Annotated in this window: 19 protein-coding genes; 8 read left to right on the top strand and 11 right to left on the bottom strand. The window is 69.9% G+C overall.

Translation table 11 applies throughout. The features are described 5' to 3' along the window. Window positions 1–28 precede the first annotated feature (28 nt). Window positions 29–2,806 carry a TonB-dependent receptor gene (locus SLW56_RS15325; RefSeq protein ID WP_320695085.1) on the bottom strand — a complete coding sequence of 926 codons (2,778 nt, stop codon included), beginning with the start codon at window positions 2,804–2,806 and terminating at the stop codon, window positions 29–31. Between the two features lie 295 nt (window positions 2,807–3,101). Between SLW56_RS15325 and SLW56_RS15320 the strand changes: the two genes are divergently transcribed. After that, window positions 3,102–4,124, top strand: a complete 1,023-nt coding sequence (locus tag SLW56_RS15320) for a sugar kinase (RefSeq protein ID WP_152239797.1) — start codon at window positions 3,102–3,104, stop codon at window positions 4,122–4,124. Window positions 4,125–4,719: 595 nt separating this feature from the next. Here the strand turns inward: SLW56_RS15320 and fabV are convergent. From fabV to SLW56_RS15305, 3 genes are all read right to left on the bottom strand, one after another. Then, window positions 4,720–5,925 carry an enoyl-ACP reductase FabV gene (gene fabV, locus SLW56_RS15315; protein WP_152236780.1) on the bottom strand — a complete coding sequence of 402 codons (1,206 nt, stop codon included), beginning with the start codon at window positions 5,923–5,925 and terminating at the stop codon, window positions 4,720–4,722. Between the two features lie 353 nt (window positions 5,926–6,278). Beyond that, entirely contained in the window at window positions 6,279–6,911 is a 633-nt protein-coding gene (locus SLW56_RS15310; protein WP_267098934.1) for a response regulator transcription factor, read from the bottom strand. Continuing rightward, window positions 6,908–8,005 carry a histidine kinase gene (locus SLW56_RS15305; protein WP_320695084.1) on the bottom strand — a complete coding sequence of 366 codons (1,098 nt, stop codon included), beginning with the start codon at window positions 8,003–8,005 and terminating at the stop codon, window positions 6,908–6,910. Before SLW56_RS15305 ends, SLW56_RS15310 begins: the two co-directional genes overlap by 4 nt. Before the next feature lie 224 nt (window positions 8,006–8,229). Here SLW56_RS15305 and SLW56_RS15300 point away from each other — a divergent pair, with 224 nt between their 5' ends. From SLW56_RS15300 to lldD, 4 genes are all read left to right on the top strand, one after another. Next, window positions 8,230–8,811, top strand: coding sequence for a PEMT/PEM2 methyltransferase family protein (locus tag SLW56_RS15300; RefSeq protein ID WP_267104606.1), 582 nt, complete (start codon window positions 8,230–8,232; stop codon window positions 8,809–8,811). Between the two features lie 10 nt (window positions 8,812–8,821). Further along, window positions 8,822–9,277, top strand: coding sequence for a DUF2214 family protein (locus SLW56_RS15295; RefSeq protein ID WP_320695083.1), 456 nt, complete (start codon window positions 8,822–8,824; stop codon window positions 9,275–9,277). Window positions 9,278–9,380: 103 nt separating this feature from the next. Next, window positions 9,381–10,181, top strand: coding sequence for a transcriptional regulator LldR (gene lldR / locus SLW56_RS15290; RefSeq protein WP_320695082.1), 801 nt, complete (start codon window positions 9,381–9,383; stop codon window positions 10,179–10,181). 13 nt (window positions 10,182–10,194) lie between these two features. After that, the gene (lldD, locus tag SLW56_RS15285; protein ID WP_267104609.1) at window positions 10,195–11,355 is read left to right on the top strand and encodes an FMN-dependent L-lactate dehydrogenase LldD; all 1,161 of its coding nucleotides are present in this window, start codon (window positions 10,195–10,197) and stop codon (window positions 11,353–11,355) included. Between the two features lie 41 nt (window positions 11,356–11,396). On the opposite strand, the gene SLW56_RS15280 is transcribed toward lldD, so the two are convergent. After that, window positions 11,397–12,380 carry a Ku protein gene (locus SLW56_RS15280; protein WP_320695081.1) on the bottom strand — a complete coding sequence of 328 codons (984 nt, stop codon included), beginning with the start codon at window positions 12,378–12,380 and terminating at the stop codon, window positions 11,397–11,399. After that, window positions 12,380–12,775: a hypothetical protein gene (locus tag SLW56_RS15275; protein ID WP_152236784.1), complete on the bottom strand. Its 396-nt coding sequence runs from the start codon at window positions 12,773–12,775 to the stop codon at window positions 12,380–12,382. The genes SLW56_RS15280 and SLW56_RS15275 overlap by 1 nt, the downstream gene beginning before the upstream one ends. Before the next feature lie 158 nt (window positions 12,776–12,933). On the opposite strand from SLW56_RS15275, the gene SLW56_RS15270 reads away from it, so the two are divergent. Beyond that, window positions 12,934–13,236: a hypothetical protein gene (locus tag SLW56_RS15270; protein WP_153751418.1), complete on the top strand. Its 303-nt coding sequence runs from the start codon at window positions 12,934–12,936 to the stop codon at window positions 13,234–13,236. A gap of 229 nt (window positions 13,237–13,465) precedes the next feature. On the opposite strand, the gene SLW56_RS15265 is transcribed toward SLW56_RS15270, so the two are convergent. The 3 genes from SLW56_RS15265 to adh all read right to left on the bottom strand — a co-directional run bounded on the left by SLW56_RS15265 (window position 13,466) and on the right by adh (window position 16,545). Further along, on the bottom strand, window positions 13,466–13,861 hold the full coding sequence (locus SLW56_RS15265; RefSeq protein WP_017910071.1) for a DUF779 domain-containing protein: 396 nt from the start codon (window positions 13,859–13,861) through the stop codon (window positions 13,466–13,468). Continuing rightward, a complete protein-coding gene (gene adhP, locus SLW56_RS15260; protein ID WP_148828231.1) occupies window positions 13,861–14,889 on the bottom strand; it encodes an alcohol dehydrogenase AdhP in 1,029 nt (342 codons plus the stop codon). Before adhP ends, SLW56_RS15265 begins: the two co-directional genes overlap by 1 nt. A 126-nt stretch (window positions 14,890–15,015) precedes the next feature. Further along, the gene (gene adh / locus SLW56_RS15255; protein ID WP_267117799.1) at window positions 15,016–16,545 is read right to left on the bottom strand and encodes an aldehyde dehydrogenase; all 1,530 of its coding nucleotides are present in this window, start codon (window positions 16,543–16,545) and stop codon (window positions 15,016–15,018) included. Between the two features lie 245 nt (window positions 16,546–16,790). Between adh and SLW56_RS15250 the strand changes: the two genes are divergently transcribed. Both SLW56_RS15250 and SLW56_RS15245 read left to right on the top strand, forming a co-directional pair. Further along, complete coding sequence (locus SLW56_RS15250) at window positions 16,791–18,689, top strand: sigma-54-dependent Fis family transcriptional regulator (protein ID WP_295909636.1); 1,899 nt, start codon at window positions 16,791–16,793, stop codon at window positions 18,687–18,689. A 341-nt stretch (window positions 18,690–19,030) separates the two neighbouring features. Continuing rightward, window positions 19,031–19,795, top strand: a complete 765-nt coding sequence (locus SLW56_RS15245; protein WP_295909634.1) for an SDR family oxidoreductase — start codon at window positions 19,031–19,033, stop codon at window positions 19,793–19,795. 122 nt (window positions 19,796–19,917) lie between these two features. Here SLW56_RS15245 and SLW56_RS15240 read toward each other — a convergent pair whose 3' ends face one another. Continuing rightward, entirely contained in the window at window positions 19,918–20,337 is a 420-nt protein-coding gene (locus SLW56_RS15240) for a hypothetical protein (protein WP_017910076.1), read from the bottom strand. Between the two features lie 440 nt (window positions 20,338–20,777). After that, a complete protein-coding gene (locus SLW56_RS15235) occupies window positions 20,778–22,904 on the bottom strand; it encodes a TonB-dependent receptor (RefSeq protein WP_320695080.1) in 2,127 nt (708 codons plus the stop codon). Window positions 22,905–22,987 lie beyond the last annotated feature (83 nt).

The following is a 22,987-nucleotide window of genomic DNA, read 5'->3' as shown; positions in this document are numbered from 1 at the left end:
CGCAGCGCGGCACCGGCGAACGCAGTCTTCAGAACTTGTAACGCACCCCGATCGCGTACTGGCGGCCGGTCTCGCTGTAGGTCAGCGGAAGCTGCGCGCCGGTGGCGCTGGTCTGCACCCACTCGTAGTACGGCACGTTGGTCAGGTTCGACCCTTCCAGGCTGATGTCGATCTTCTCGTCGATCTTGTAGGTCAGCTTGGCGTCCACGACATTGGTGCCGCGCATGCCGTGCATGTCGAAGCCGGTTTCCGTGGCCGGCACCTGGGTCAGGTAGCCGTCGCGGTGGGTCAGCGACACGCGGCCGCTGAAGCGCTCGCCTTCGTAGAACAGCGTGGCGTTGTACGAGTTCTTCGACAGGCCGGTGAGGTCGGTGTTGAACGACAGCGCGCCGGTGCCGGTGACGTACTGGATCTTGGACTGCACGTAGGTGTAGTTCAGCTGGGTACCGAAGTTGGCCCACTTGCCCGGCAGGAAGCTGAAGGGCTGGATGTAGTTGAACTCGGCGCCCTTCAGCTTGCCGCCCGGAGTGTTGAGCGGCACGCTGAAGACGAAGTCGTCGCTGGCCGCCGCGCCGGTGCCGTCGAGCAGGCTGACCGGCAGGCCGCTGCTGGAGTACGGGGCGATGGTGCGCGCGGTCTGCACGAAGCTGTCGATGTCCTTGTAGAACAGCGCCAGGCCGAGCATCGCGCCTTCCTGCAGGTACCACTCGAAGCCGAGGTCGGCGGTCTTGGCGCGGATCGGATCCAGGTTCGGATTGCCGCCGCTGACCGTGCGCGCGCCGCCGGCGACGGCGACCGTCACGCCCGGGGTCAGGCTGCCCAGGCCCGGCCGCGTCATCACCTTGGCGGCGCCGAAGCGGATCAGGAAGTCCGGGGTGATCTCGGCGACCAGGTTCAGCGACGGCAGGGTGTCGTGGTAGTCGCGCTCGACCGTGGTGTTGATCAGGTTCGAGCCGACCAGGGCGTAGCCGGTGGAAGACTGGTTGGTCTTCACGTAGCGCACGCCGATGTTGCCGGAGAACGGGATCGCGCCGATGTCGAAGGCGAAGTCGCCCATCAACCAGGCGCCGCGGTCCTTCTCTTCCACGCTGCGGGTGTTGACCGCGCGCTCGGTCAGCGTCCAGGTGCCGGTGCCGCTGTAGATGCCCAGCGCATCGGCGATGCCGTTGAGGTCGGGCACCGCCCAGTTCGACGGCGTGCCCTTGATGCCCTTGAGCCCGGCCAGCGTCACCAGGTCGACCGGCACGATGCGGTTGCCGGTGGCGAAGGTCGGCACGCTGGTCTCGGACGCGCGACGGAACTCCTTGGTGTCGAAGCCGTAGTTCTTGGCCAGCACGCCGCCCTTGAGGGTGAAGTTGGTGCCCAGGTTCCACTCGAAGTTCAGCGAGCCGGTGTCGAAGCTGTTGTTGGCCGACTGCGGACGCATGCGCACTTCGGCCAGGGTCCAGCCGTTGGCGGCGGTCGGATCGATGCCGTAGTTGAACACCGGCGAGGTGTAGCTGTTGCGGTAGTCGTAGCTGTAACCGGCGACGTTGTTCTTGTCCATGATCACCGTGGTCTGGATCGGGTTCCGGTGCTTGGAACTGGAGCTGCCGATCTCGCCGGTGATCTTGAAGGTGTCGCTGAAGCGGTGCTCGCCGTTCAAGGTGAGCTGCTTGAAGACCGTGTTCCACTCGTCGTGGCGGTTCTCCGAGCGGATGTCGGTGTTGTCGAAGCGGCCATACAGCAGCGCACCGGAGGCCGGGTCGACGTAGCCGTCGCGCACGATCATGTCCGGCTTGCCGTTCTGCGAGCGGCCGCGGCTGAAGCTGATCGCCTCGATGTAGTGCTCGTCGCGCTTGGCATCGATCTTCGAGTACAGGCCGTCCAGCGAGAACTCGGTGCTGTCGTTGGGCTTCCACTGCAGCGAGCCGGTCACGCCCAGGCGGTTCTGCTCGTGCTCCATCTGCGTGTAGCGCGGGATGCGCGGGCTGAACACGTTGGCGCTGTTGGCGGCGGCGAACGGCGAGGTGGGGCTGTAGCCGTTGTTGCTCGGGCCGTTGGCCCAGCGCGTGGTGCCGCTGCCTTCCTCGAGCACCTGGCGCTCGGAGTAGGCCACCGACATCAGCGCGCCGAAGGTGCCGTCGGCCCAGGTGTTGGCGACCAGCGCGGCGATGCGCGGATCGGCCTTCTGCGACATGCCGTTGTAGGTGGCCTGGCCGTTGGCGGCGAAGGTGAAGCCGTCGTAGTCGAACGGCCGCGCGGTGCGCAGGTCGACCGTGGCGCCCAGCGAGCCTTCCTCCACGTCGGCCGAGGCGGTCTTGCGCACCACCATCTGGGTGAACAGGTCCGAGGCGAACACGTTGAAGTCGAAGCCGCGGCCGCGGTTGGTGCCGCCGCTCTGGTCGCTGGCGCCGACCGTGGTCAGCGCTTCCATGCCGTTGATGCGCACGCGGGTGAAGTCGGGGCCGAGGCCGCGCACGGAGATGTTGCGGCCTTCGCCGGCGTCGCGGGTGATGACCACGCCGGGGATGCGCTGCAGCGATTCGGCCAGGTTGGTGTCCGGGAACTTGCCCACATCCTCGGCGACGATGGCGTCGACCATGCCCTTTTCGGCGCGCTTGATGTCCAGCGCCTTCTCCACGCTGGCGCGGTAACCGGTGACGACGACGGTGTCGAGCTCGGTGGTGGCATCGGCCGAGGCCGCGGCGGGCGGCGCGGCCGCCGGCGCTTCCTGTGCCTGCAGGGCACCGGCCTGCAGGGCCAGGCCGATCGACAGCGCGAGCAAGGTAACCGGTGTCTTCCGGCGTTCGGTACGTGATTGCATGTCCTCCCCTCCCAAGGGTTACATGACGGCGTGGAACTGCGGGCGTTGTCGCGAATGACACCGCTGGTCAAAACCAACGTTAACAGTTGCGAAACATCCCGGCATCTTGCAGCGCAACAGAGTGCCCGGCGACCCGAGGGTCTTTTCAGTCAATGAGATAGCGCAGGATCGCGACGTCGGCCAGTGCCGAAGCGCCTGCTGCCGCACAAAAATGACACCGCTAGTCACTTTTTCTGGTCGGCGTTTGCATTTCGCGGCATGCTTGGCGTCCCTTCGGCTGCCGGACCCGCTTGCCATGACCGTTTCCCGCATCGTCTGCTTCGGCGAACTGTTGCTGCGCCTGGGCGCGCCCGGCCACGAACGGCTGCTGCAGACGCCGCGGCTGGAGGTGCAGGTGGGCGGTGCCGAGGCCAACGTGGGCGTGGCGCTGGCGCATTTCGGCCACGCCGTCTCGGTGGTCAGCGTGCTGCCGGACAATCCGCTGGGCCAGGCCGCGGCCGGCGAACTGCGCCGGCATGGCGTGGACACCAGCGGGGTGCGCTTCGTGCCCGGGCGCATGGGCCTGTACTTCCTCAGCACCGGCGCCGGGCACCGCCCCAGCGAGGTCACCTACGATCGCGCCGGCTCGGCCTTCGCGCTGGATGCGGGCGACCGGCACGACTGGCCTGCGCTGCTGCGGGGCGCGCAGTGGCTGCACCTGTCCGGAGTGACCCCGGCGCTGGGCGAACGCGGCGCGGCCGCGGCGCTGGCGGCCGCGCAGGCGGCACGCGCGGCCGGGGTGCGGGTGTCGTTCGACGGCAACTACCGCCCCAAGCTATGGGAGGCCTGGAACGGCGATGCGCCGGGCATCCTGCGCCAGCTGCTGGCGCAGGCGGACGTGCTGTTCGCCGACTACCGCGACCTGGAGGTGGTGCTGGGCCACCGCTACCCGCAGGACAGCGTGCAGGCGCGGGTGGAAGCGGGCGCGCGCGACGCCTTCGCCGCATTCCCGCAGCTGCAGGCGATGGCCTGCACCCAGCGCGTGGCGCACAGCGTGGACCGGCACAGCCTGGGCGCGATGCTGCTGCGCCGCGACGGCAGCGTCGCGCAGGCGCCGGCCGAGGAGCTGAGCGGCATCGTCGACCGCATCGGCGGCGGCGACGCCTTCGCCGCCGGCGTGCTGCACGGGCTGAGCCGTGGCTGGGACGACACCGCCACGATCCGCTTCGGCCTGGCCGCCGGCTGCCTCAAGCACACGCTGCCGGGCGACGTGCTGGCGCTGAGCGAGGCCGAGGTGCGGGCGTGCGTGGGGGCGACGCGGTTCGATGTGAGGCGGTGAGGCCGGGAATGGGGAATGGGGAATGGGGAGTGGGGAGTGGGGAGTGGGGAATCGTAGAGGCGCTGGCGCTGCGGGGTTTGCGTGCGGATCGGCGTTGCGCTGTGGCGGGGTTTTTAGTCCTGGGGTGTGCGGGCAGTTCCGGCACCGCGGCTTCGGTTTTCGCGGCTGAAGCCCCTCCTACAGCAGATGCTGCGGGGATGGATGAGGTCTTTGTGGGAGGGACTTCAGTCCCGACGCGGTGAAGCGCCGGGAATGGGGATTGGGGAATCGTAAAAGCGCTGGCGCTGCGGGGTTTGCGTGCGGATCGGCGTTGCGGTGTGGCGGGGTTTTAGTCGTGGGGGTGTGCTGGCAATTCCAGCACCGCGGCTTCGGTTTTCGCGGCTGAAGCCCCTCCTACAGCAGATGCCGCGGGGATGGATGAGGTCTTTGTGGGAGGGACTTCAGTCCCGACGCGATTCGGTCGACGTGCCGCCACCGCTGCCTCGCCGTCACCGCAAAAAAACGGCCGACATCGCTGCCGGCCGCATCTTCTGTCCGGGGCCCGGGATCAACACGACGCCCGAATCCCCACTCCCGAATCCCGAATCCTCGCTCCTCAGAGCTCCACGCAATCGAACTTGACGTCGGGGTCGACCTCGGCGTCGTAGTCCACGTCCTTGCGCTCGAAGCCGAACAGCTTGAGGAACTCGTGCTTGTAGCCGGCGTAGTCGGTGAGCTGGAACAGGTTCTCGGTGGTCACCTGCGGCCACAGCGCCTTGCAGGCGTCCTGCACGTCGTCGCGCAGTTCCCAGTCGTCCAGGCGCAGGCGGTTCTCGTCGTCGGTGGCGGCCGGCTGGCCGTCTTCGCGGTACAGGCGTTCGCGGAACAGACGGTCGGCCTGTTCGATGGTGCCTTCGTGCAGGCCCTTTTCCTTCATGATCTTGTAGACCATGGAGATGTACAACGGCATCACCGGGATCGCCGCGCTGGCCTGGGTCACCACCGATTTCAGCACCGCCACGTTGGCCGCGCCACCGTGAGCCTGCAGGCGCGCGTGCAGGCGCTGCGCGGTCTGGTCGAGGTCGACCTTGGCCTTGCCCAGCGCGCCGTGCCAGTAGATCGGCCAGGTGATCTCGGTGCCGATGTAGCTGAAGGCGACAGTGCGCGCGCCCGGGGCGAGCACGCCGGCGGCGTCCAGCGCATCGATCCACAGTTCCCAGTCCTGGCCGCCCATCACGGTGACGGTGTCCTCGATCTCCTGCTCGGTGGCCGGCTCGATCGAGGCCTCGATGATCGCGTCCTTGTTGGTGTCGATGGCGGTGGCGGTGTAGGTCTGGCCGATCGGCTTGAGCGCCGAGCGCTTCACTTCGCCGGTGCCCGGCAGCTTGCGCACCGGCGAGGCCAGCGAATACACCACCAGGTCGACCTGGCCGCCCATGTCCTGCTTGATCAGTTCGATGACCTTGGCGCGCGCCTCGTCGGAGAACGCGTCGCCGTTGATCGACTTGCTGTACAGGCCGGCGGCCTTGGCCTGCTTGTCGAAGGCGGCGGCGTTGTACCAGCCGGCGGTGCCGGCCTTCTTCTCGCTGCCGGGCTTTTCGAAGAACACGCCGAGGGTGGCGGCGCCGAAGCCGAACGCGGCGGTGATGCGCGAGGCCAGGCCGTAGCCGCTGGACGCGCCGATCACCAGCACGTTCTTTGGCCCGTCGTGGCGCACGCCGCGCGCGCGCGTGGCGGCGATCTGCTCGAGCACGTTGCGCTCGCAGCCGAGCGGATGCGTGGTGGTGCAGATGAAACCGCGGACTTTCGGATGGATGATCAACGTGAATTCCTCGTCGGCACAATGCCCGCGGCATCTTAATGTCTGCGGCGGGTGTGCAGAAGTCCCGGTGGCAGCACACGGCGGGGTATGGAGCGTACTGCGGGCGTGCGCGCGCGTTCGGATGGGTCGCGTCGCGACTGAGGTCGCTCCCACAGGGGAGGCGTCGCGGCGGCGGATGTCGTGCTGGCTGGAGGGAAACAGCTGATCGGCGAGCCGCAATCGCGCCATCGGTTGTCGCGGCTGAAGCCGCTCCTGCGGCAGGCCGCGGCACGGCACGGTGGCACCGTTGTGGGAGGGACTTCAGTCCCGCCGCGCTGCCGGTGGACGTCGCAGCGCCACCGCTGGTGCACGCATCAGATGATGCGCAAGGTGATCGCCTTGAGCACGGCACGGGTGCGGTCGCGGGTGCCGAGCTTGTCGAGGATGGTGGAAACGTAGTTCTTCACCGTGCCTTCGGCCAGGAACAGGCTGCGCGCGATCTCCTTGTTGGAGTAGCCGCCGGCGAGCAGGCGCAGGATCGCCACTTCGCGTTCGTTGAAGGTGTCGCGCGGGGCGTCCTCGTCGCGGTAGCGGTAGCGCGCACGCACCGGGTCGGTGCTGACCGGCTGCAGCAGGGTCTCGCCGGCAGCCACGCGCGCGATCGCCTCGCGCAGGTCCTCGGGCGCGGCGTCCTTGAGCAGGAAGCCCTGCGCGCCGGCGGCGGTGGCGCGCAGCAGCAGATCGGATTCGTCGAAGGTGGTGAGCAGCAGCACCGGCATGCGGTCGCCGCGCGCGCGCAACTGCTGCAGCGCCTGGATGCCGTCCATGCCGGGCATGCGGATGTCGCTGAGCACCACGTCCACCGGCGTGGCCGCCACCACGTCGAGCAAGGCCTGGCCGTCGTCGGCCTCGCAGGCGACGACGATGCCCTGGGTCTGCAACAGCGCGCGCAGGCCCGCGCGCACCAGCACCTGGTCGTCGGCCAGGGCGATCCGCAGCGCGCTCACAGCGGCAGCCTCGCGCTCAGCTGCATGCCGCCGAGCGGCGTGCGGCCCAGTTCCAGGCGCCCGTGCAGCGCGGCCAGACGCTCGCGCATGCCGGCGATGCCGTTGCCCTCGCGGATGCGCTCGGCGCGGTGGCCATCGTCCTCGATGTCCAGGCACAGCTGCTGCCGATCCTGGCCCAGGCGCACCCGCACGTGTGCCGCGTCGGCGTGCCGGGCGGCGTTGGTCAGCGCTTCCTGCACCAGCCGCAGCAGGGTCTCGGCCAGGTGCGGATCGGTGATGCGCAGCGCCGGATCGATCTGCAACTGCAGTTGCGGCCGCGGGAACGGCGCGGCCAGGGCACACAGCGCGGTCTCCAGGTCCACCCCGCGGTCGTCGCGCAGCGACTGCACCACCGCGCGGATGTCGGCCAGCAGCTCGCCGGACAGTCGCTCCACCGTCGCCACCTCCGTGCGTTGCGCCAGCGCCGGATCGGCCAGCAGCAGGCGCAACTGGATGCGCAGGGCGGTGAGCTTGTGTCCGGCCACGTCGTGCAGTTCGCGCGCCAGGCGCAGGCGCTCGGCATCGCGGGTGCTGTCGGCGAGCAGCGCACGGGTGGCCAGCAGGTCGGCGTTGACACGCGCCAGCGCCTCGCGCGCCAGCTCGGCGGTGCGCGCGTAGTGCGCGCTGAGGCCGGCGAAAGCATGGAAGCCGGCGTAGATCAGCGTGGTCAGCAACGGATGCCTGATGCCGGCGGCGGACAGCGCCAGGAAGGTGCCCAGGTTGGCCAGCAGCGCCAGCGCCAGCACTGGGCGCGGCGGCCATTGCAGCGCCACCTGCGCGACCACCACCACCAGCAACACCGGCGCGGTGCCGACGTGCGGCTCCAGCCAGACCAGGGCCATCGCCGCGGCTGCCTCGACCCACAGCGCGACATCGCGCCAGCGCCCGGGCAGATAGTGCGCGCCGAGCAGCGGCAGCAGGAACAGCGCCGCCGCGATCCAGCGCCAGGCCACCAGCGCATGCGGCGCGAACTGGAACGACCACAGCACGGTGGCCACGGTCAGCAACCCAGCCAGGCGCTTGGGTTCGATCAGGTCGCGCAGGAATCGAGTCATGCGACGGATGCTGACCGCGGGCCGATGCCACGGCAATGGGGCGGGCGCAGAAAGTGACTTCCGGCAGGCGGACGGCATGACCAGCGGCCACTGCCGCGCCACCCCGATGGCGCCACACTGCGTCCATGCCCTGCCGGGTGCCGGACGATCGGCACGCAGGACGGGCCCGGTTCATCCACCCTGCCACGCAATGCGTGGTGCACGCCGCCATGAGGAACACCGTCATGCTCCTGACCCTGCGCCATCCGGATCTGCTGTTCATGCTGCTCGGCCTGGGCTGGGGCGCGTACGAGATGCTGCTCAGCCGCCGCCGTCGCGCCGCCGATGGCGGTGCGCGCGACCAGGGTACGCTGCGCCTGCTGTGGCGCGTGCTGTACGGCGCGGTGGCGCTGGGCGTGCTGCTGTCGCTGCTCGGCGTGTGGCGCTATGCGCCGCACCTGCGCGAGCCGCTGCGCTGGACGGCCTGTGCGCTGCTGGCCGGGGGGCTGGCACTGCGCGTGTGGTCGATCCGAGTGCTGGCGCGCTGGTTCACCGTCGACGTGACCATCCAGGAAGGCCACCGCCTGGTCCGCCACGGGCCGTACCGCTATCTGCGGCATCCCTCGTACACCGGCGCGTTGCTGGCGTTCTACGGGCTGGCGCTGGGCATGGGCAACGTGCTGTCGCTGCTGGCGATCGTGCTGCCGGTGACCTGGGCGTTCCTGCGCCGCATCCGGGTCGAGGAGGCGATGCTGACCCAGGCCTTCCCCGAGGAGTATCCCGACTACGCCGCGCACAGCTGGCGGCTGCTGCCGTGGGTGTGGTGAGGCCGCCGCGATGGCGCTGCGCGACCTGATCCTGGCCAGCCTGCACCACCTGGCGATGCTGCTGCTGATCGCCGCGCTGGTGGCGGAATGGACCCTGCTGCATGCGCCGCTGGACCACCGCCAACTGGCGCGGCTGGTCCGCGCCGATGCCGGCTACGGGCTGGCCGCGCTGCTGATCCTGGTGGTCGGCGGCCTGCGCGTGCGCTACGGGCTCAAGGGCGCGGACTACTACCTGCACAACCCCTGGTTCTGGGCCAAGCTCGGCGCCTTCGCGACGATCGGCCTGCTCTCGCTGGTGCCGACGCTGCGCCTGCTGCGCTGGCGCCGGCAGGCGCGGCTGCAGCCGACGTGGGCGCCGGACACGGCACAGGTGCGCACGCTGCAGCGGTTGATCGGGGTGGAACTGGGCCTGTTGGCGGTGCTGGTGGTACTGGCTGCGGCGATGGCACGTTACGGTATATCCTGATTGGTATTACCAATTTTGGTGGCGCGCATCGCTGCAACCATTGACGTGGTGCGATACCAGGCGCCTAATGGCCACACCATTCGCGCTCCGCCAGTTTATTGGTATGACCACTAGTCTTAAAACTGCCGCCACCGCTGCAGCCGGCCAGTCCCCTGCCCGCCTCAGCGACCGGGTCGCCGCGCAGTTGCGCACGCTGATCGCGCAACGCGGCCTGGCGGTCGACGCGCGCCTGCCCGCCGAGCGGACCCTGGCCGCGGAACTGGGCGTCTCGCGCCCGGTGCTGCGCGAGGCCATCGCGCAACTCGCCAGCCAGGGGCTGCTGCGGGCCCGGGTAGGTGGCGGCACCTACGTGCAACGGCCACCGACCCCGGAAGACCAGGTGGTGGCGCCGCTGCAGCCGTTCCTGCCGTTGCTGCATGCCGACCCGGAGTACCGCTTCGACGTGCTGGAAGCGCGCCATGCGCTGGAAGGCGCCACCGCCTGGCATGCGGCGCTGCGCGCCACCGACGACGACCGCGCGCGCATCGAGGCGGCCTACGAGGCGCTGCTGCAGACCCATGCGCAGGCCGATGCGGCGGCGCAGGCGCACGCCGACGCCGATTTCCACCTGGCGATCGCCGAGGCCACCCACAACCGGGTGCTGCTGCAGGTGATGCGCGGGCTGTTCGACCTGCTGCAGGCCAACATCTCGCAGAGCCGGCAACAGCTGTTCGAGTCGCCGCGCATCTTCTCCGCCCTGCTCGCCCAGCACCGCGCCCTGCGCGACGCGATCCTGGCCGGCGAACCCGAACGCGCCCGCGCCGCCGCGCACGCCCACCTGGAATTCGTGCACAGCGCGCTGCGCACCCTCGACGAGGACGATGCGCGCCGCGCCCGTGCCTCGCGCCTCCCTTCCTCTCCCTGACCGCCCTGCCCCCATGATCATTTCCGCCTCCACCGACTACCGTGCCGCCGCGCAGCGCCAGCTGCCGCCGTTCCTGTTCCACTACATCGACGGCGGCGCCTATGCCGAGCACACCCTGCGCCGCAACGTGTCCGACCTGAGCGACATCGCCCTGCGCCAGCGCGTGCTGCGCGACATGTCGGCGCTGGACCTGCACACCGAGCTGTTCGGCGAACGCCTGGCCTTGCCGGTGGCGCTGGGGCCGGTGGGCCTGACCGGCATGTACGCGCGCCGCGGCGAGGTACAGGCAGCCAGGGCGGCGGCGGCCAAGGGCGTGCCGTTCACCCTGTCCACGGTGTCGGTGTGTCCGATCGAGGAAGTGGCGCCGGCGATCGACCGGCCGATGTGGTTCCAGCTGTACGTGCTCAAGGACCGCGGCTTCATGCGCAACGCGCTGGAGCGGGCCAAGGCCGCGGGCGTGACCACCCTGGTGTTCACCGTGGACATGCCGGTGCCGGGCGCGCGCTACCGCGACGCGCATTCGGGCATGAGCGGCCCCAACGCGCCGCTGCGGCGCATGCTGCAGGCCGTCACCCATCCGCGCTGGGCCTGGGACGTGGGCCTGCGCGGGCGCCCGCACGACCTGGGCAACATCTCCACCTACCGCGGCCATCCCACCGGGCTGGCCGACTACATCGGCTGGCTCGGCGCCAACTTCGATCCGTCGATCTCGTGGAAGGACCTGGAGTGGATCCGCGAGTTCTGGACCGGGCCGATGGTGATCAAGGGCATCCTCGATCCGGACGATGCGCGCGATGCGGTGCGGTTCGGCGCCGACGGCATCGTCGTTTCCAACCATGGCGGGCGCCAGCTCGACGGCGTGCTGTCCAGCGCGCGGGCGTTGCCGGCGATCGCCGACGCGGTGAAGGGCGAGCTGAAGATCCTGGCCGACTCCGGCGTGCGCAACGGCCTGGACGTGGTGCGCATGCTGGCGCTGGGCGCCGACACCGTGCTGCTCGGCCGCGCCTTCGTCTACGCGCTGGCCGCCGCCGGCCAGGCCGGCGTGGAGCATCTGCTGACCCTGATCGAGAAGGAGATGCAGGTGGCGATGACCCTGACCGGCGCCAAATCGATCGCGGCGATTTCGCGCGAGTCGCTGGCGCAGGTGACGCGCGAGGGGATGGTCTCGGCGTAAAGCGGTCGCGGCAGCCCTGGCACCGCCGCGACCGACCTGCCCTAGCCGGCCTTGCGTCGTGCCGGGGCCTTGCGCGCAGCCGGCTTGGCCTTCTTGGCCGCCGCCGGTTTGGCGCGCGTCGCCTTCTTGGCCTTGCCGGCCGCGCTCTTGGCCGGCTTGCCGCTCTTCTTCGCCGCGGTCTTGCGCACCGGCACGCGCTCGTCCTGCCTGGCCGGCGTGCGCTTCTTGGCGTCCAGGCTCTTCTGCAGCAGCGACATGAAGTCGACCACGTTGGTGGTGGCGTCCTCGCGCTGCGGCGCCTCGGCATCCTCGTCGACCTGGGTGGTGCCCTCCTGCGCCTTGATCCGTTTCTGGATCACCGCGTGCAGCCGCTCGCGGAATTCGTCGTGGTAGGCGTCGGGGTCCCAGCGCCCGGACATCGAGTCGATCAGCTGCGACGCCATCTCGGTTTCCTTGGCGCTGATCCGGTAGTCGGCGGCCTTGCCGCTGGGCAGCGTGTAGTCGTCCAGGTCGACCAGTTCCTGCGGGTAGCGCAGCAGGATCAGCACCAGCGCATCCTGCAGCGGCATCACCGCCGACAGATACTCGCGGGTGCGGATCACCACCCGCGCGATGCCAACCTTGCCGGTACTGCGCAGGGTCTCGCGCAGCAGCACGTAGCCCTTCTCGGCCTTCTTGCCCGGCACCAGCACGTAGGGCTTCTCGAAATAGCGCAGGTCGATCTCGGCGGCGTCGACGAAGGCCTCCACTTCCACCGTCTCGTGGCTTTCCGGTGCGGCCGAGGCGATGTCCTGCTGCTCCACCACTACGTAGTTGCCCTTGCTGTACTCGTAGGCCTTGACGATGTCCTTCCACGGCACTTCCTCGCCGGTGTCGGCGTTGACCCGCTCGAAGCGGATCGGGCGCTTGTCGCGCGCGTCGAGCATGCGGAAGTGCAGGTCGATCCGGCGTTCGCCGGACATCAGCGACACCGGCACGTTGAGCAGGCCGAAGGACAGCGTGCCGGTCCAGATCGGGCGCGGCATCAGTGCGGCTCCACGCCGGCGGCCTGCGCCGGCAGATGATCCAGCGCCTGCCAGGCATCCTCGATCACCTGCCGCGCCTGGGTCCAGTCCAGCCGCGAGTCGCCACGCATCAGGTCCCAGTGCGCGGCCAGTTCGTCTTCGGTCTCGGCGCCGGGCCCGCGCGGCCAGCCGCGTGCATGGGTCTGCAGGGCGAAGGCGTAGGCCGGGCACAGGTCGCGCCACGGCGTGCGGTGGCGGGCGCGGCGCTGGCGGTAGTCGGCCAGGCTGTAGCGGCGGTAGTCCGGTGCGTCGTGCGGACGCAGTGCCGCACCACGGCGGCGCGGCGGCGGAGCGCTCGGCAAGGGATCCAGATGGGCGTTGAACAGCAGCGGGTCGGGGCGGTCGCTGGGGCGCATGGCAGGGCTCCGGGCGGCAACGGCGGCGGGGGGACGCGCAGCAGTAGCGCTGCCGCCGTTAGCGACCCGTGACCGATCCGTGGAGGATGCGCGATTCGCAATGGCTTCACCGCGCCGGCGGTGAACTGGACCTCCGCCATTCCCTGGAGGAACCGGACATGTCCACGCCCACCGATCCGCTGCGCCAAGCCGCGCCCGTCCCCGGCGAACAGCGCGGCAAGCGCCAGACGCAGGACCGCGAAGACCGCGGCGCCGGCGACCGCCCCGAGACCATCGTCGAACACGAACCGCGCACCGGCGAGAACCGCCCTGCCCCGCGGGACACGCCGGCGCACTCCACGCCGGACACCGCGCACGGACGGCATGCCGACGCCAACCAGGACGAAGCCCTGGAAGAAACCTTCCCCGCCAGCGATCCGGTGTCGCCGTTCGTGCCGGCGAAGGCGCCGAAGGCGTCGTAGCGCATCGAAGTCTGGCGTCCTACCAGCATCGGTGTGGAAGTGACTTCAGGGCACCTCAAAAAATCTCGACTGCAACATCAGCCGCGACGAGCGACATCATCGGCGCGTCCGACTGCACTGCAGTCGGGACTGAAGTCCCTCCCACAAGGAGGGGCGGAGGGCAGCGCTTCCATCGACACGATCGGAAACACGGTGCAGAGAAACGCGCTGCACCGCATGCCTTCCGCCACTACACCTTTCCCGCCGCCTCCAGCGCGGCGTACTCGCTGTCGCTGAACAGCCGCGAGCGCACCAGGAAGCGCACGCCCTCGCCGTTCTCCAGCGAGAACATGCCGCCGCGGCCGGGCACGACGTCGATGATCAACTGGGTGTGCTTCCAGTAGGCGAACTGCGACGGGCTGATGTAGAACGGCGCCTGCCCGATCTCGCCCAGCAGCACGTCGCGGTCACCGACGATGAAGTCGTCCTGCGGGTAGCACATCGGCGAGGAACCATCGCAGCAGCCGCCCGACTGATGGAACAGCAGCGCGCCGTGCCGCGCCCGCAGCTTGGCGATCAGCTGCAGGGCCGGCAGCGTCGCCAGCACCTGCGGCGGCAGCGCGTCAGCGGGCGCGGACGCGTCCATCAGGCGGCCATGTCCAGGACGATGCGGCCTTCGATCTTGCCGGCGTGCATGCGCGCGAACACGTCGTTGACGTTGTCCAGAGTGTCGGTGGCCACGGTCGCGGCGACCTTGCCCTGCTCGGCGAATTCCAGCGATTCCTGCAGGTCCAGGCGCGTGCCGACGATCGAGCCGCGCACGGTCACGCCGTTGAGCACCATGCCGAAGATGTCCAGCGGGAACTGGCCCGGCGGCAACCCGTTGAGCGAGACGGTGCCGCCGCGGCGGACCATGCCGATGGCCTGCTCGAACGCCTTCGGCGACACCGCGGTCACCAGCGCACCGTGCGCGCCACCGATCTCCTTCTTCAGGTACGCGACCGGATCGGTGGTGCGCGCGTTCACCGTCACCGTCGCGCCCAGACGCGTGGCCAGCGCCAGCTTGGCGTCGTCCACGTCGACCGCGGCCACGTTCAGGCCCATCGCCTTGGCGTACTGCACGGCCATGTGGCCGAGACCGCCGATGCCGGAGATCACCACCCAGTTGCCGGGCTTGGTGTCGGTGACCTTCAGGCCCTTGTACACGGTCACGCCGGCGCACAGGATCGGCGCGACCTCGACGAAGCCGATGTTCTTCGGCAGGTGGCCGACGTAGTTGGCATTGGCCAGGGCATATTCGGCGAAGCCGCCGTTGACCGAGTAGCCGGTGTTCTGCTGCGCCTCGCACAGGGTTTCCCAGCCGCCCAGGCAATGCTCGCAATGGCCGCAGGCCGAGTACAGCCACGGAATGCCGACGCGATCGCCTTCCCTGACGTGGTCCACGCCGGCGCCGACCGCCACCACATGGCCCACGCCCTCGTGGCCGGGGATGAACGGCGGGTTCGGCTTCACCGGCCAGTCGCCCTCGGCCGCATGCAGGTCGGTATGGCACACGCCGCAGGCTTCGATCTTGACCAGGATGTCGCCGGCCTGCGGCCGCGGCACCGTCACTTCCTCGATCACCAATGGCTTGCCGAACTCACGCACCACGGCGGCTTTCATCGTCTTGTCCATCGCAACGCTCCTGAGAAAAACGGGTCCTGTCACCATCGCGCGACCGGCGACGGAGTGCCTTGATCCAGATCAGTTCGCAGGCGGACGACGGCACGCCGGCAGCGTGCCGCCGCCCTGCCCGGCGGGTCAGAAGAAGCCCAACGCCTTCGGCGAGTAGCTGACCAGCAGGTTCTTGGTCTGCTGGTAGTGGTCGAGCATCATCTTGTGGTTCTCGCGGCCGATGCCCGACTGCTTGTAGCCGCCGAACGCGGCATGCGCCGGATAGGCGTGGTAGCAGTTGGTCCACACCCGCCCGGCCTGGATCGCGCGGCCCATGCGGTACAGCCGCGCCGCATCGCGGCTCCACACGCCGGCGCCCAGGCCGTACAGCGTGTCGTTGGCGATCGCCAGCGCCTCGGCCTCGTCCTTGAAGGTGGTCACCGACACCACCGGGCCGAAGATCTCCTCCTGGAACACACGCATCCTGTTGTGGCCCTTGAACACCGTCGGCTTGACGTAGAAGCCGCCGGCCAGCTCGCCATCCAGCGCGTTGCGTTCGCCGCCGATCAGCACCTCGGCGCCTTCCTGCTTGCCGATGTCGATGTAGGACAGGATCTTCTCCAACTGCTCGCTGGAGGCCTGTGCGCCGACCATGGTGTTGGGATCGAGCGGATTGCCCTGCTTGATCGCCGCCACCCGCTTGAGCACCTTCTCCATGAAGCGCTCGTAGATCGATTCCTGGATCAGCGCGCGCGAGGGACAGGTGCACACCTCGCCCTGGTTGAAGGCGAACAGCACGAAGCCTTCCACCGCCTTGTCGAGGAAGTCGTCGTCCTCGGCCATCACGTCGGCGAAGAAGATGTTGGGCGACTTGCCGCCCAGCTCCAGCGTCACCGGGATCAGGTTCTGGCTGGCGTACTGCATGATCAGCCGGCCGGTGGTGGTCTCGCCGGTGAAGGCGATCTTGGCGATGCGCGGGTTGCTGGCCAGCGGCTTGCCCGCTTCCAGGCCGAAGCCGTTGACCACGTTGAGCACGCCCGGCGGCAGCAGGTCGCCGATCACCTCCATCAGCACCAGGATCGAGGCCGGGGTCTGCTCGGCCGGCTTCATCACCACGCAGTTGCCCGCGGCCAGCGCCGGCGCCAGCTTCCAGCACGCCATCAACAGGGGGAAGTTCCACGGGATGATCTGGCCGACCACGCCGAGCGGTTCGTGGAAGTGGTAGGCGATGGTGTCGTGATCGATTTCGGAGATGCCGCCTTCCTGGGCGCGCACCGCGCCGGCGAAGTAGCGGAAGTGGTCCACGCACAGCGGCACGTCGGCGTTGAGCGTCTCGCGCACCGGCTTGCCGTTGTCCCAGGTCTCGGCATAGGCCAGCAGCTCCAGGTTCTGCTCGATGCGGTCGGCGATCTTCAGCAGCACGTTGCTGCGCTCGGTGCTGGAGCTCTTGCCCCAGGCGTCCTTGGCGGCGTGCGCGGCGTCCAGCGCCGCCTCGATGTCCTCGGCGTTGGAGCGCGCCACCGCGGTGAATACCTTGCCGGTGATCGGCGTGCTGTTGTCGAAATACTGCCCGCTCTTCGGCTCCACCCACTTGCCGCCGATGAAGTTGCCGTAGCGCGACTTGAAGATGGACTGCGGATCGGTGGCATGCGGCTTGGCGGTGCTGACGGCGTTCATGGTGTTCTCCTTCGGCGGTCGAGAAGGACAGGGCAGGCCCGTCCGGGTAGCTGCACATGCGCAAGTCCGATGCCAGGTTTTGCGTGCTGCGCCGCGTCACGCGGTCGCACCGCGACACACCGACGCACCCCCTGCGGTTTTGCTGCGTCGCGTCACGTCTGTCGATTGCGCCGCGCCGGCGGATGTGCTGTTTATCGGAACACCCGTATCACCAGGTGTCGCAATCTGCGACAGCGGAGCCGGACATGGCGCAGCACCCTTCGCAACACCAACTCGGCCAGGCCCGCCGGGCCTTCTTCGAACGCGGCGGCGCGCCGGTCGGGCAGGTGCCCGACACCATCCTGCAGTCGTGGCAGCGCTGCCAGCGCCTGGGCCTGGCCGCGGACGCCAAGCCGGCGATCGAACCGCTGGAAGCCTCGCGCCTGCGCGCCCTGCGCGAGGCGCACGAGCGGCTGTGGCGGCTGGCCCGCGCCGAACTGGAAGGCCTGGCCGGCGACGCCGCGGCCACCGGCAGCATCGTGCTGCTCACCGACGAGGCCGGCTGGATCCTCGACGCCGAAGGCAGCCCGCGCTTCCTCGACAAGGCGGGCAGGGTGGCGCTGATGCCCGGCGCGTGCTGGAGCGAACCCCAGGTCGGCACCAATGCGATCGGCACCGCCATCGTCGAAAGCCGTTCGGTGGAAGTGCGTGGCGGCGAGCACTATTTCGCCCCGCACCAGATCCTCAGTTGCGCGGCGGTGCCGATCTTCGATCCGTACGGCGCCCTGGCCGGCGTGCTCGACATCTCCGGCGACGCCAGCGTGCAGCACATGCATGCGCTGGCACTGGCGCGGATGGCGGTGGCCAACATCGAACACCGCTATTTCGACGACGGCATCCCCGGCTGCGAACTGCTGCGCGTGCACCACGACCCGGCGCTGCTCGGCACGGCGCGCGAAGCGCTGCTGGCGTTCCGCAACGGCCGCCTGGTGGCCGCCAACCAGGCCGGGTTGCGGCTGTTCGGGCTGGAGCGCCACGAACTCGGCCGCGCGCCCTACGAAGCGCTGTTCGAAGAGCCGCTGTCGCGGCTGCGCCAGCAGGGCAGCGTGTTCGATCTGCAAGGGCGAGCGCTGCATGGGCGCATCGACAGCCCGGCCGACGATCGTCCGCGGCGACGCCCGCAGCAGGCGCCGATCACCGTGACCGCGTCGTCGCGGCCTTCGGCGGCGGCGGCGTCCGACGCGCCGCTGTTCGACGCGGCGCAGGAACTGGCGCTGGAACGCGCGCGGCGCGTGCTCGATGCGCAACTGCCGGTGCTGGTGCAGGGCGAGACCGGCACCGGCAAGGAAGTGTTCGCGCGCGAATTGCACCGGCGCAGCGCCCGCGCCGGGCGCGCGTTCGTGGCGGTCAACTGCGCGGCGCTGCCCGAGGGGCTGATCGAAGCGGAACTGTTCGGCTACGAGGATGGCGCCTTCACCGGCGCGCGCAAGCACGGCAACCCGGGCCTGCTGCGCCAGGCCGACGGCGGCGTGCTGTTCCTGGACGAGATCGGCGACATGCCGCTGGCCCTGCAGCCGCGGCTGCTGCGCGTGCTGCAGGAACGCGAACTGCTGCCGCTGGGCGGCGGCAAGCCGGTGAAGCTGGATTTCGCCCTGGTCTGCGCCACCCACCGCGACCTGGACGCGGCGATGGCCGAGCAGCGCTTCCGGCCCGATCTGTACTACCGCATCGCCCACCACTGCGTGCAGATTCCGGCACTGCGTGCGCATCCGGACCGGCACGCGCTCGTCGCCGAGCTGTGGACACGGCTTGGCCAGGGCAGGCGCCTGACCGAGGCGGCCCTGGCGACGCTGAGCGCCTACGCGTGGCCGGGCAATCTGCGCCAGCTGGTGGCGTGCCTGCGCACCCTGGTGGCGTTGAGCGAAGCGGATGCGCTGGTCGATACCGACGCCTTGCCGGCCTATCTGCCCGGCGTGCGCGCGGGAGAGCAGGGCAGCAACGGCGGCACCGCGATGCCGTTGCCCGATGCCGACCTCGACAGTCTCGCGCTCGGCGCCATGCGCCAGGCCCTGGATGCCTGCAACGGCAACGTCTCGCAGGCCGCACGCCGGCTCGGCATCAGCCGCAGCACGCTGTACCGACGGCTGCAGTTGGGGACGCACTGAGGCGGCATATCGCCGGCTGCGCCTTACGCGGTCGTCGACGTCGCACGTCCCGTCGGAGCGGCTGCAGCCGCGACACGGCGTTATCGGTCATGTCAGTCGCGGCTGACGCTGCTCCTACAGCGCAGCGCGGTTTCCACCGAACCGCAGCAACGCGCGCGGCTGGAGCGCCCTTTCGCCGCGACAGCCCTCCCACAGACCCCTCGTCGGTTGGAAACCGCTCTCGCATCCATGACCTCTTTCTGACCGAACACATCGCCCACGACTGCCGCGTCCGAACACGGCGAGCAGCGCGCGGTGCTGCCGGCGATGCTCCAGGCTCCTTCGCAACCATGGAGCTTCACATGCAACGCTTGCACGGCAAGATCGCGCTCATCACCGGCGCCAGTTCCGGCATCGGCCACGCCGCCGCGCACCTGTTCGCGCGCGAAGGCGCCTGCGTGGTGCTGGGCGCGCGCCGCGGTGCGCTGCTGCAGACGCTCGCCGCGCAGATCGAGGACGCGGGCGGCCAGGCCGCGTGGCTGGCCGGCGACGTCCGCGAGGAGGCCTATGCGCAGGCGTTGGTGGCGCTGGCGAACACGCGCTTCGGCGGGCTGGACATCGGCTTCAACAACGCCGGCACCCTGGGCACGCTGGTGCCGACCACGCAGCTGCAGGCGCAGGCCTGGCGCGACGCGCTCGATACCAATCTCAGCGGCGCATTCTTCGGCGCCAAGCATCAGATTCCGGCGATGCTGGCACGCGGCGGCGGGTCGCTGATCTTCACCTCGACCTTCGTCGGCCACACCGTCGGCTTCCCGTGCACCGCCGCCTATGCCGCCAGCAAGGCCGGCCTGATCGGCCTGACCCAGGCGCTGGCAGCGGAGTTCGGACCGCAGGCGATCCGGGTCAACGCCTTGCTGCCGGGCGGCACGCACACGCCGATGGCGGACGCGATGAACGGCACGCCGGAAGCGCTGGCGCAGGTCGCGCAGCTGCATGCGCTCAAACGCCTGGCGCAGCCGGACGAACTGGCACGGGCCGCGCTGTTCCTGGCCTCGGACGAAGCCGCGTTCGTGACCGGCAGCGCGATGCTGGTCGACGGCGGGGTATCGATCATGCGCAGTTGACGCGGACGGCGGTCGCGATGTCGCCGCGCCCGCACGCTGCGTGGCGAGGCGCACGCTCGCCACCGCGGGCAATGCCCTGCCGCTGCCGACGTCGCGACAGCAGCGGCCGGGCATGCAATCGCTCAGTCGTAGCTGTTGTTCATGCACGGTGAGCTGACCGGCGTCAGCACACTGAAGCTGCTGGCGTACAGCGCGATGATGCAGGTCCCCGGCGCGTCGCTCTGCACGTAGTTGCATTGCTTGCTGTTGCGGCTACGCGAGCTGCCGTCGCTCATCTGGAACGACAGGTTCCAGTAGTCGTTGGAGCCGGTCTGCGCCCGCAGCGGCACGGAGGCGATCGTGCCGCCCGGCGGCAGCGACGCCGAAGCGGCCGGATCCATGTAGTTGCCGCAGGTGTGCTTGACGCTGACGTTGTTGATCGTCTGGCCGGTGCAATTGACCACCGTGAAGGTGCCTTGGTACGGCGTGGCGCTGACGCCTTCGGCCAACGCGGGTTTGCTCTTGGTGCCGGCGTTGTCGCGGCTGTCGTCGGATGTGCTCATGGTGCGTCTCCTGGAGAGGCGTGGCGGTATGCGGGGGTGGCATTACGCTAGCGCCGCCGCGAAGAACGCCGCCAGCGTCCGCCGCCGGTTCGCGTAGACAGGTGCAGTGCGTTTGGTAGACGACTTGCATGCGCGGCGCAGCGCGTAGACGCGCGGCACCTGGCGTTCGCTCAATCCAGGCGCGGCATCGCCTCCGATGATTCATACGCGGCTGCCAGGCGCCTTCTTCCGCAGTGCCGCTATCGCGTTCGCCTCGCGCTGCAGCTGCGCCTCGCACTTGCCGTCGTTCGACGGGTGCAGATGCTGATGAACGCATCGACTGTCGTCGGCGTACAGCTGCGGCAGGCCATCGCCGAATGGTCGCCAGAACCAAGCGGGTGCGCAGCCGCCTCGCCACGCAGCCGCGAGCGAAAGCTAGCCCGACCGGCAGGCGTCCGCGGCTAGTGCGGCAAGTCCCACTGCAAGCCGACCGTGTAGCTGCGGTCGGGGCCCGGCTCGTAGTAACGGCCGTTGCCGTCGTTGACGATGACCGAGCCGATGTAGCGGCGATCGAACGCGTTGTCGATGCGCGCGAAGGTGCGCAGGGTGCCGTGCGCGGTGGTCCAGCGCCGCGCCGCTTCCAGGTTGAGCAGGGCGTAGCCGGGCGCGGCCTCGCTGGCCAGGTCGTTGACCACGGTGTCGCCGGCGGCCACGCCCTCCACCGCGAATTGCCAGGCGCGCGGCTGCCACTGCCAGCGCGCGAACAGTTGCTGCTGCGGCACGCCGGGCAGGCGCGTGCCGGCGGCCACCACCGCGGTCGGCGTCGCGCAGCCGCTGCTGGCGCAGGTCAGGTAGGCCTGGCGCACCGTCGCCTGCAGCCAGGTGTAGGCCACCTGCAGTTGCGCACTGGCGCCCAGCGGCAGGGTCAGGCTGGTCTCGGCGCCCTGGCGGCGGGTGCGGCCGATGTTGCGATAGGTACTGCGGCCGTTGGTGTTGCTGGCCACCGCCAGCTCGTCCTCGGTGGTGGCGCGGAACAGCGCCGCGTCCCAACGGGCGCCGGCGGCGTTGCGCCACTTCGCGCCCAGTTCCAGGTTCTGGCTGCGCGCGGCGTCCAGGTCCAGCGCCAGGCCGGCGCCGCCGTCGCGGCGGTAGCCCAGCTCGTTGAAGGTCGGGGTCTCGAACCCGCGCCCGGCCGAGGCGTAGAGCCGCAGGTCGTCGGTGACGCGGAACACCAGCCCGGCCACCGGCGTGGTCGCCGCATAGTCGGTGCGGCCGCTGTCGTCGGGATTGCGGCCGACGATGTAGGCGTCGTTCGAGCGGAACCGCACCTGGCTGTGGCGCAGCCCGGCCAGCAGCGACCAGCGCTCGGCGAACTGCCACCAGGCCTGGGCGAACTGGTCCACGTTCTCCACCCGGTCCTGCTGGTCGCGGCGCAGCCGACCCTTCACCCCCAGCGTGCTGCCGACGAAGTTCTCGTAGCCGGTGCGGTGCTGTTGCTGGCGGTCGGCATTGGCGCCGACGGTGAACTGGAACGGGCGGCCGCCCAGTTCGCCCTGCCAGGCCCAGCGCGCGTCGAGGCCGCCGTAGTCGCCGTCCAGGTCGATCACGCCGCCGGCATTGAGCGGGTTGCTCTGCGCGCCCACCGGGACCGAGAGGTATTGGGTGACGTCGCGGCGCCCGGCGTAGCCCATCAGCCGCCAGGTCTGCTGGTCCACCTGCTGGGTGAAGATCGCGCCGGCCTGCACCTGGCGGGTGGACTTGCGGGTGTCGAACTGGCCGGCGGCGGCAGTGGCCTGGCGCGGGTCGGCGGCGACCTGAGCGCGGCTCAGGCCCAGCGGATCCTGCGCATCGGGCGCCTCCAGCGCGTTGAGCAGCAGGTCCAGGCGCCGCCCGGGCGCCAGGTCGATGCCGATCTTGGCGTTGAAGGTGGTGCGCTCGGCGTGGCTGTGGTCGCGGTAGCCGTCGGTGCTGAAATGGGTGGCCGCCAGGTTGTAGTGGACGTCCCCCTGCTGGCCCAGCGCCTGCGCGCTGAGGGCGGCGGTGCCGTGGCTGCCGATCGCACTGCGCAGCCGCCACGGATCGTCCGGCTGGCCGTCGGCGCTCCACAGCTGCACCACGCCGCCGGAAGAGTTGCCGTACAGCGCCGAGAACGGCCCGCGCAGCACCTCGACGCGCTCGCTGCCGAACAGGTTGAAGTTGGATAGCTGGCCCTGGCCGTCCGGCATCGTCGCCGGGATGCCGTCCAGCAGCAGGCGAACGCCGCGTACGCCGAACGCCGAGCGCGCGCCGAAGCCGCGGATCGACAGCTGGGTGTCCTGCGCATAGTTCTGGCGATCGCGCGCGAGCAGGCCGGGCACCCCGACCAGCGCCTCGGACGCCTGTATGCCGAGGCGGTCGCTGTCGCCCAGGCCGGTCGTGGTCAGCGACGCCGGCAGGTCGAAATCGGCCACGCCGCCGACGCGGGCGGCCTGGACCTGGAGCACTGGCAAGGTGGTGGCCGGATCCTCGCCGGGAGCGGCGTGGACCAGGGACGACAGCGCCAGAGCGCAGGCCCCGCAGAGCAGGGCGGAGGGCAGGGAAGATGACATGGCCCATCATCGCCCAACTGCCGCCCGGCCGCACCCGGCCAAGCGCGGCAGCGTTTGTTAGGATGAGGTGTTTGACCGCGCCG

The organism is Xanthomonas sp. LF07-6, from assembly GCF_034105445.1.
In the GTDB taxonomy this organism is placed as follows: domain Bacteria; phylum Pseudomonadota; class Gammaproteobacteria; order Xanthomonadales; family Xanthomonadaceae; genus Xanthomonas_A; species Xanthomonas_A sontii.
This window is presented reverse-complemented; position numbering and strand designations above follow the sequence as displayed.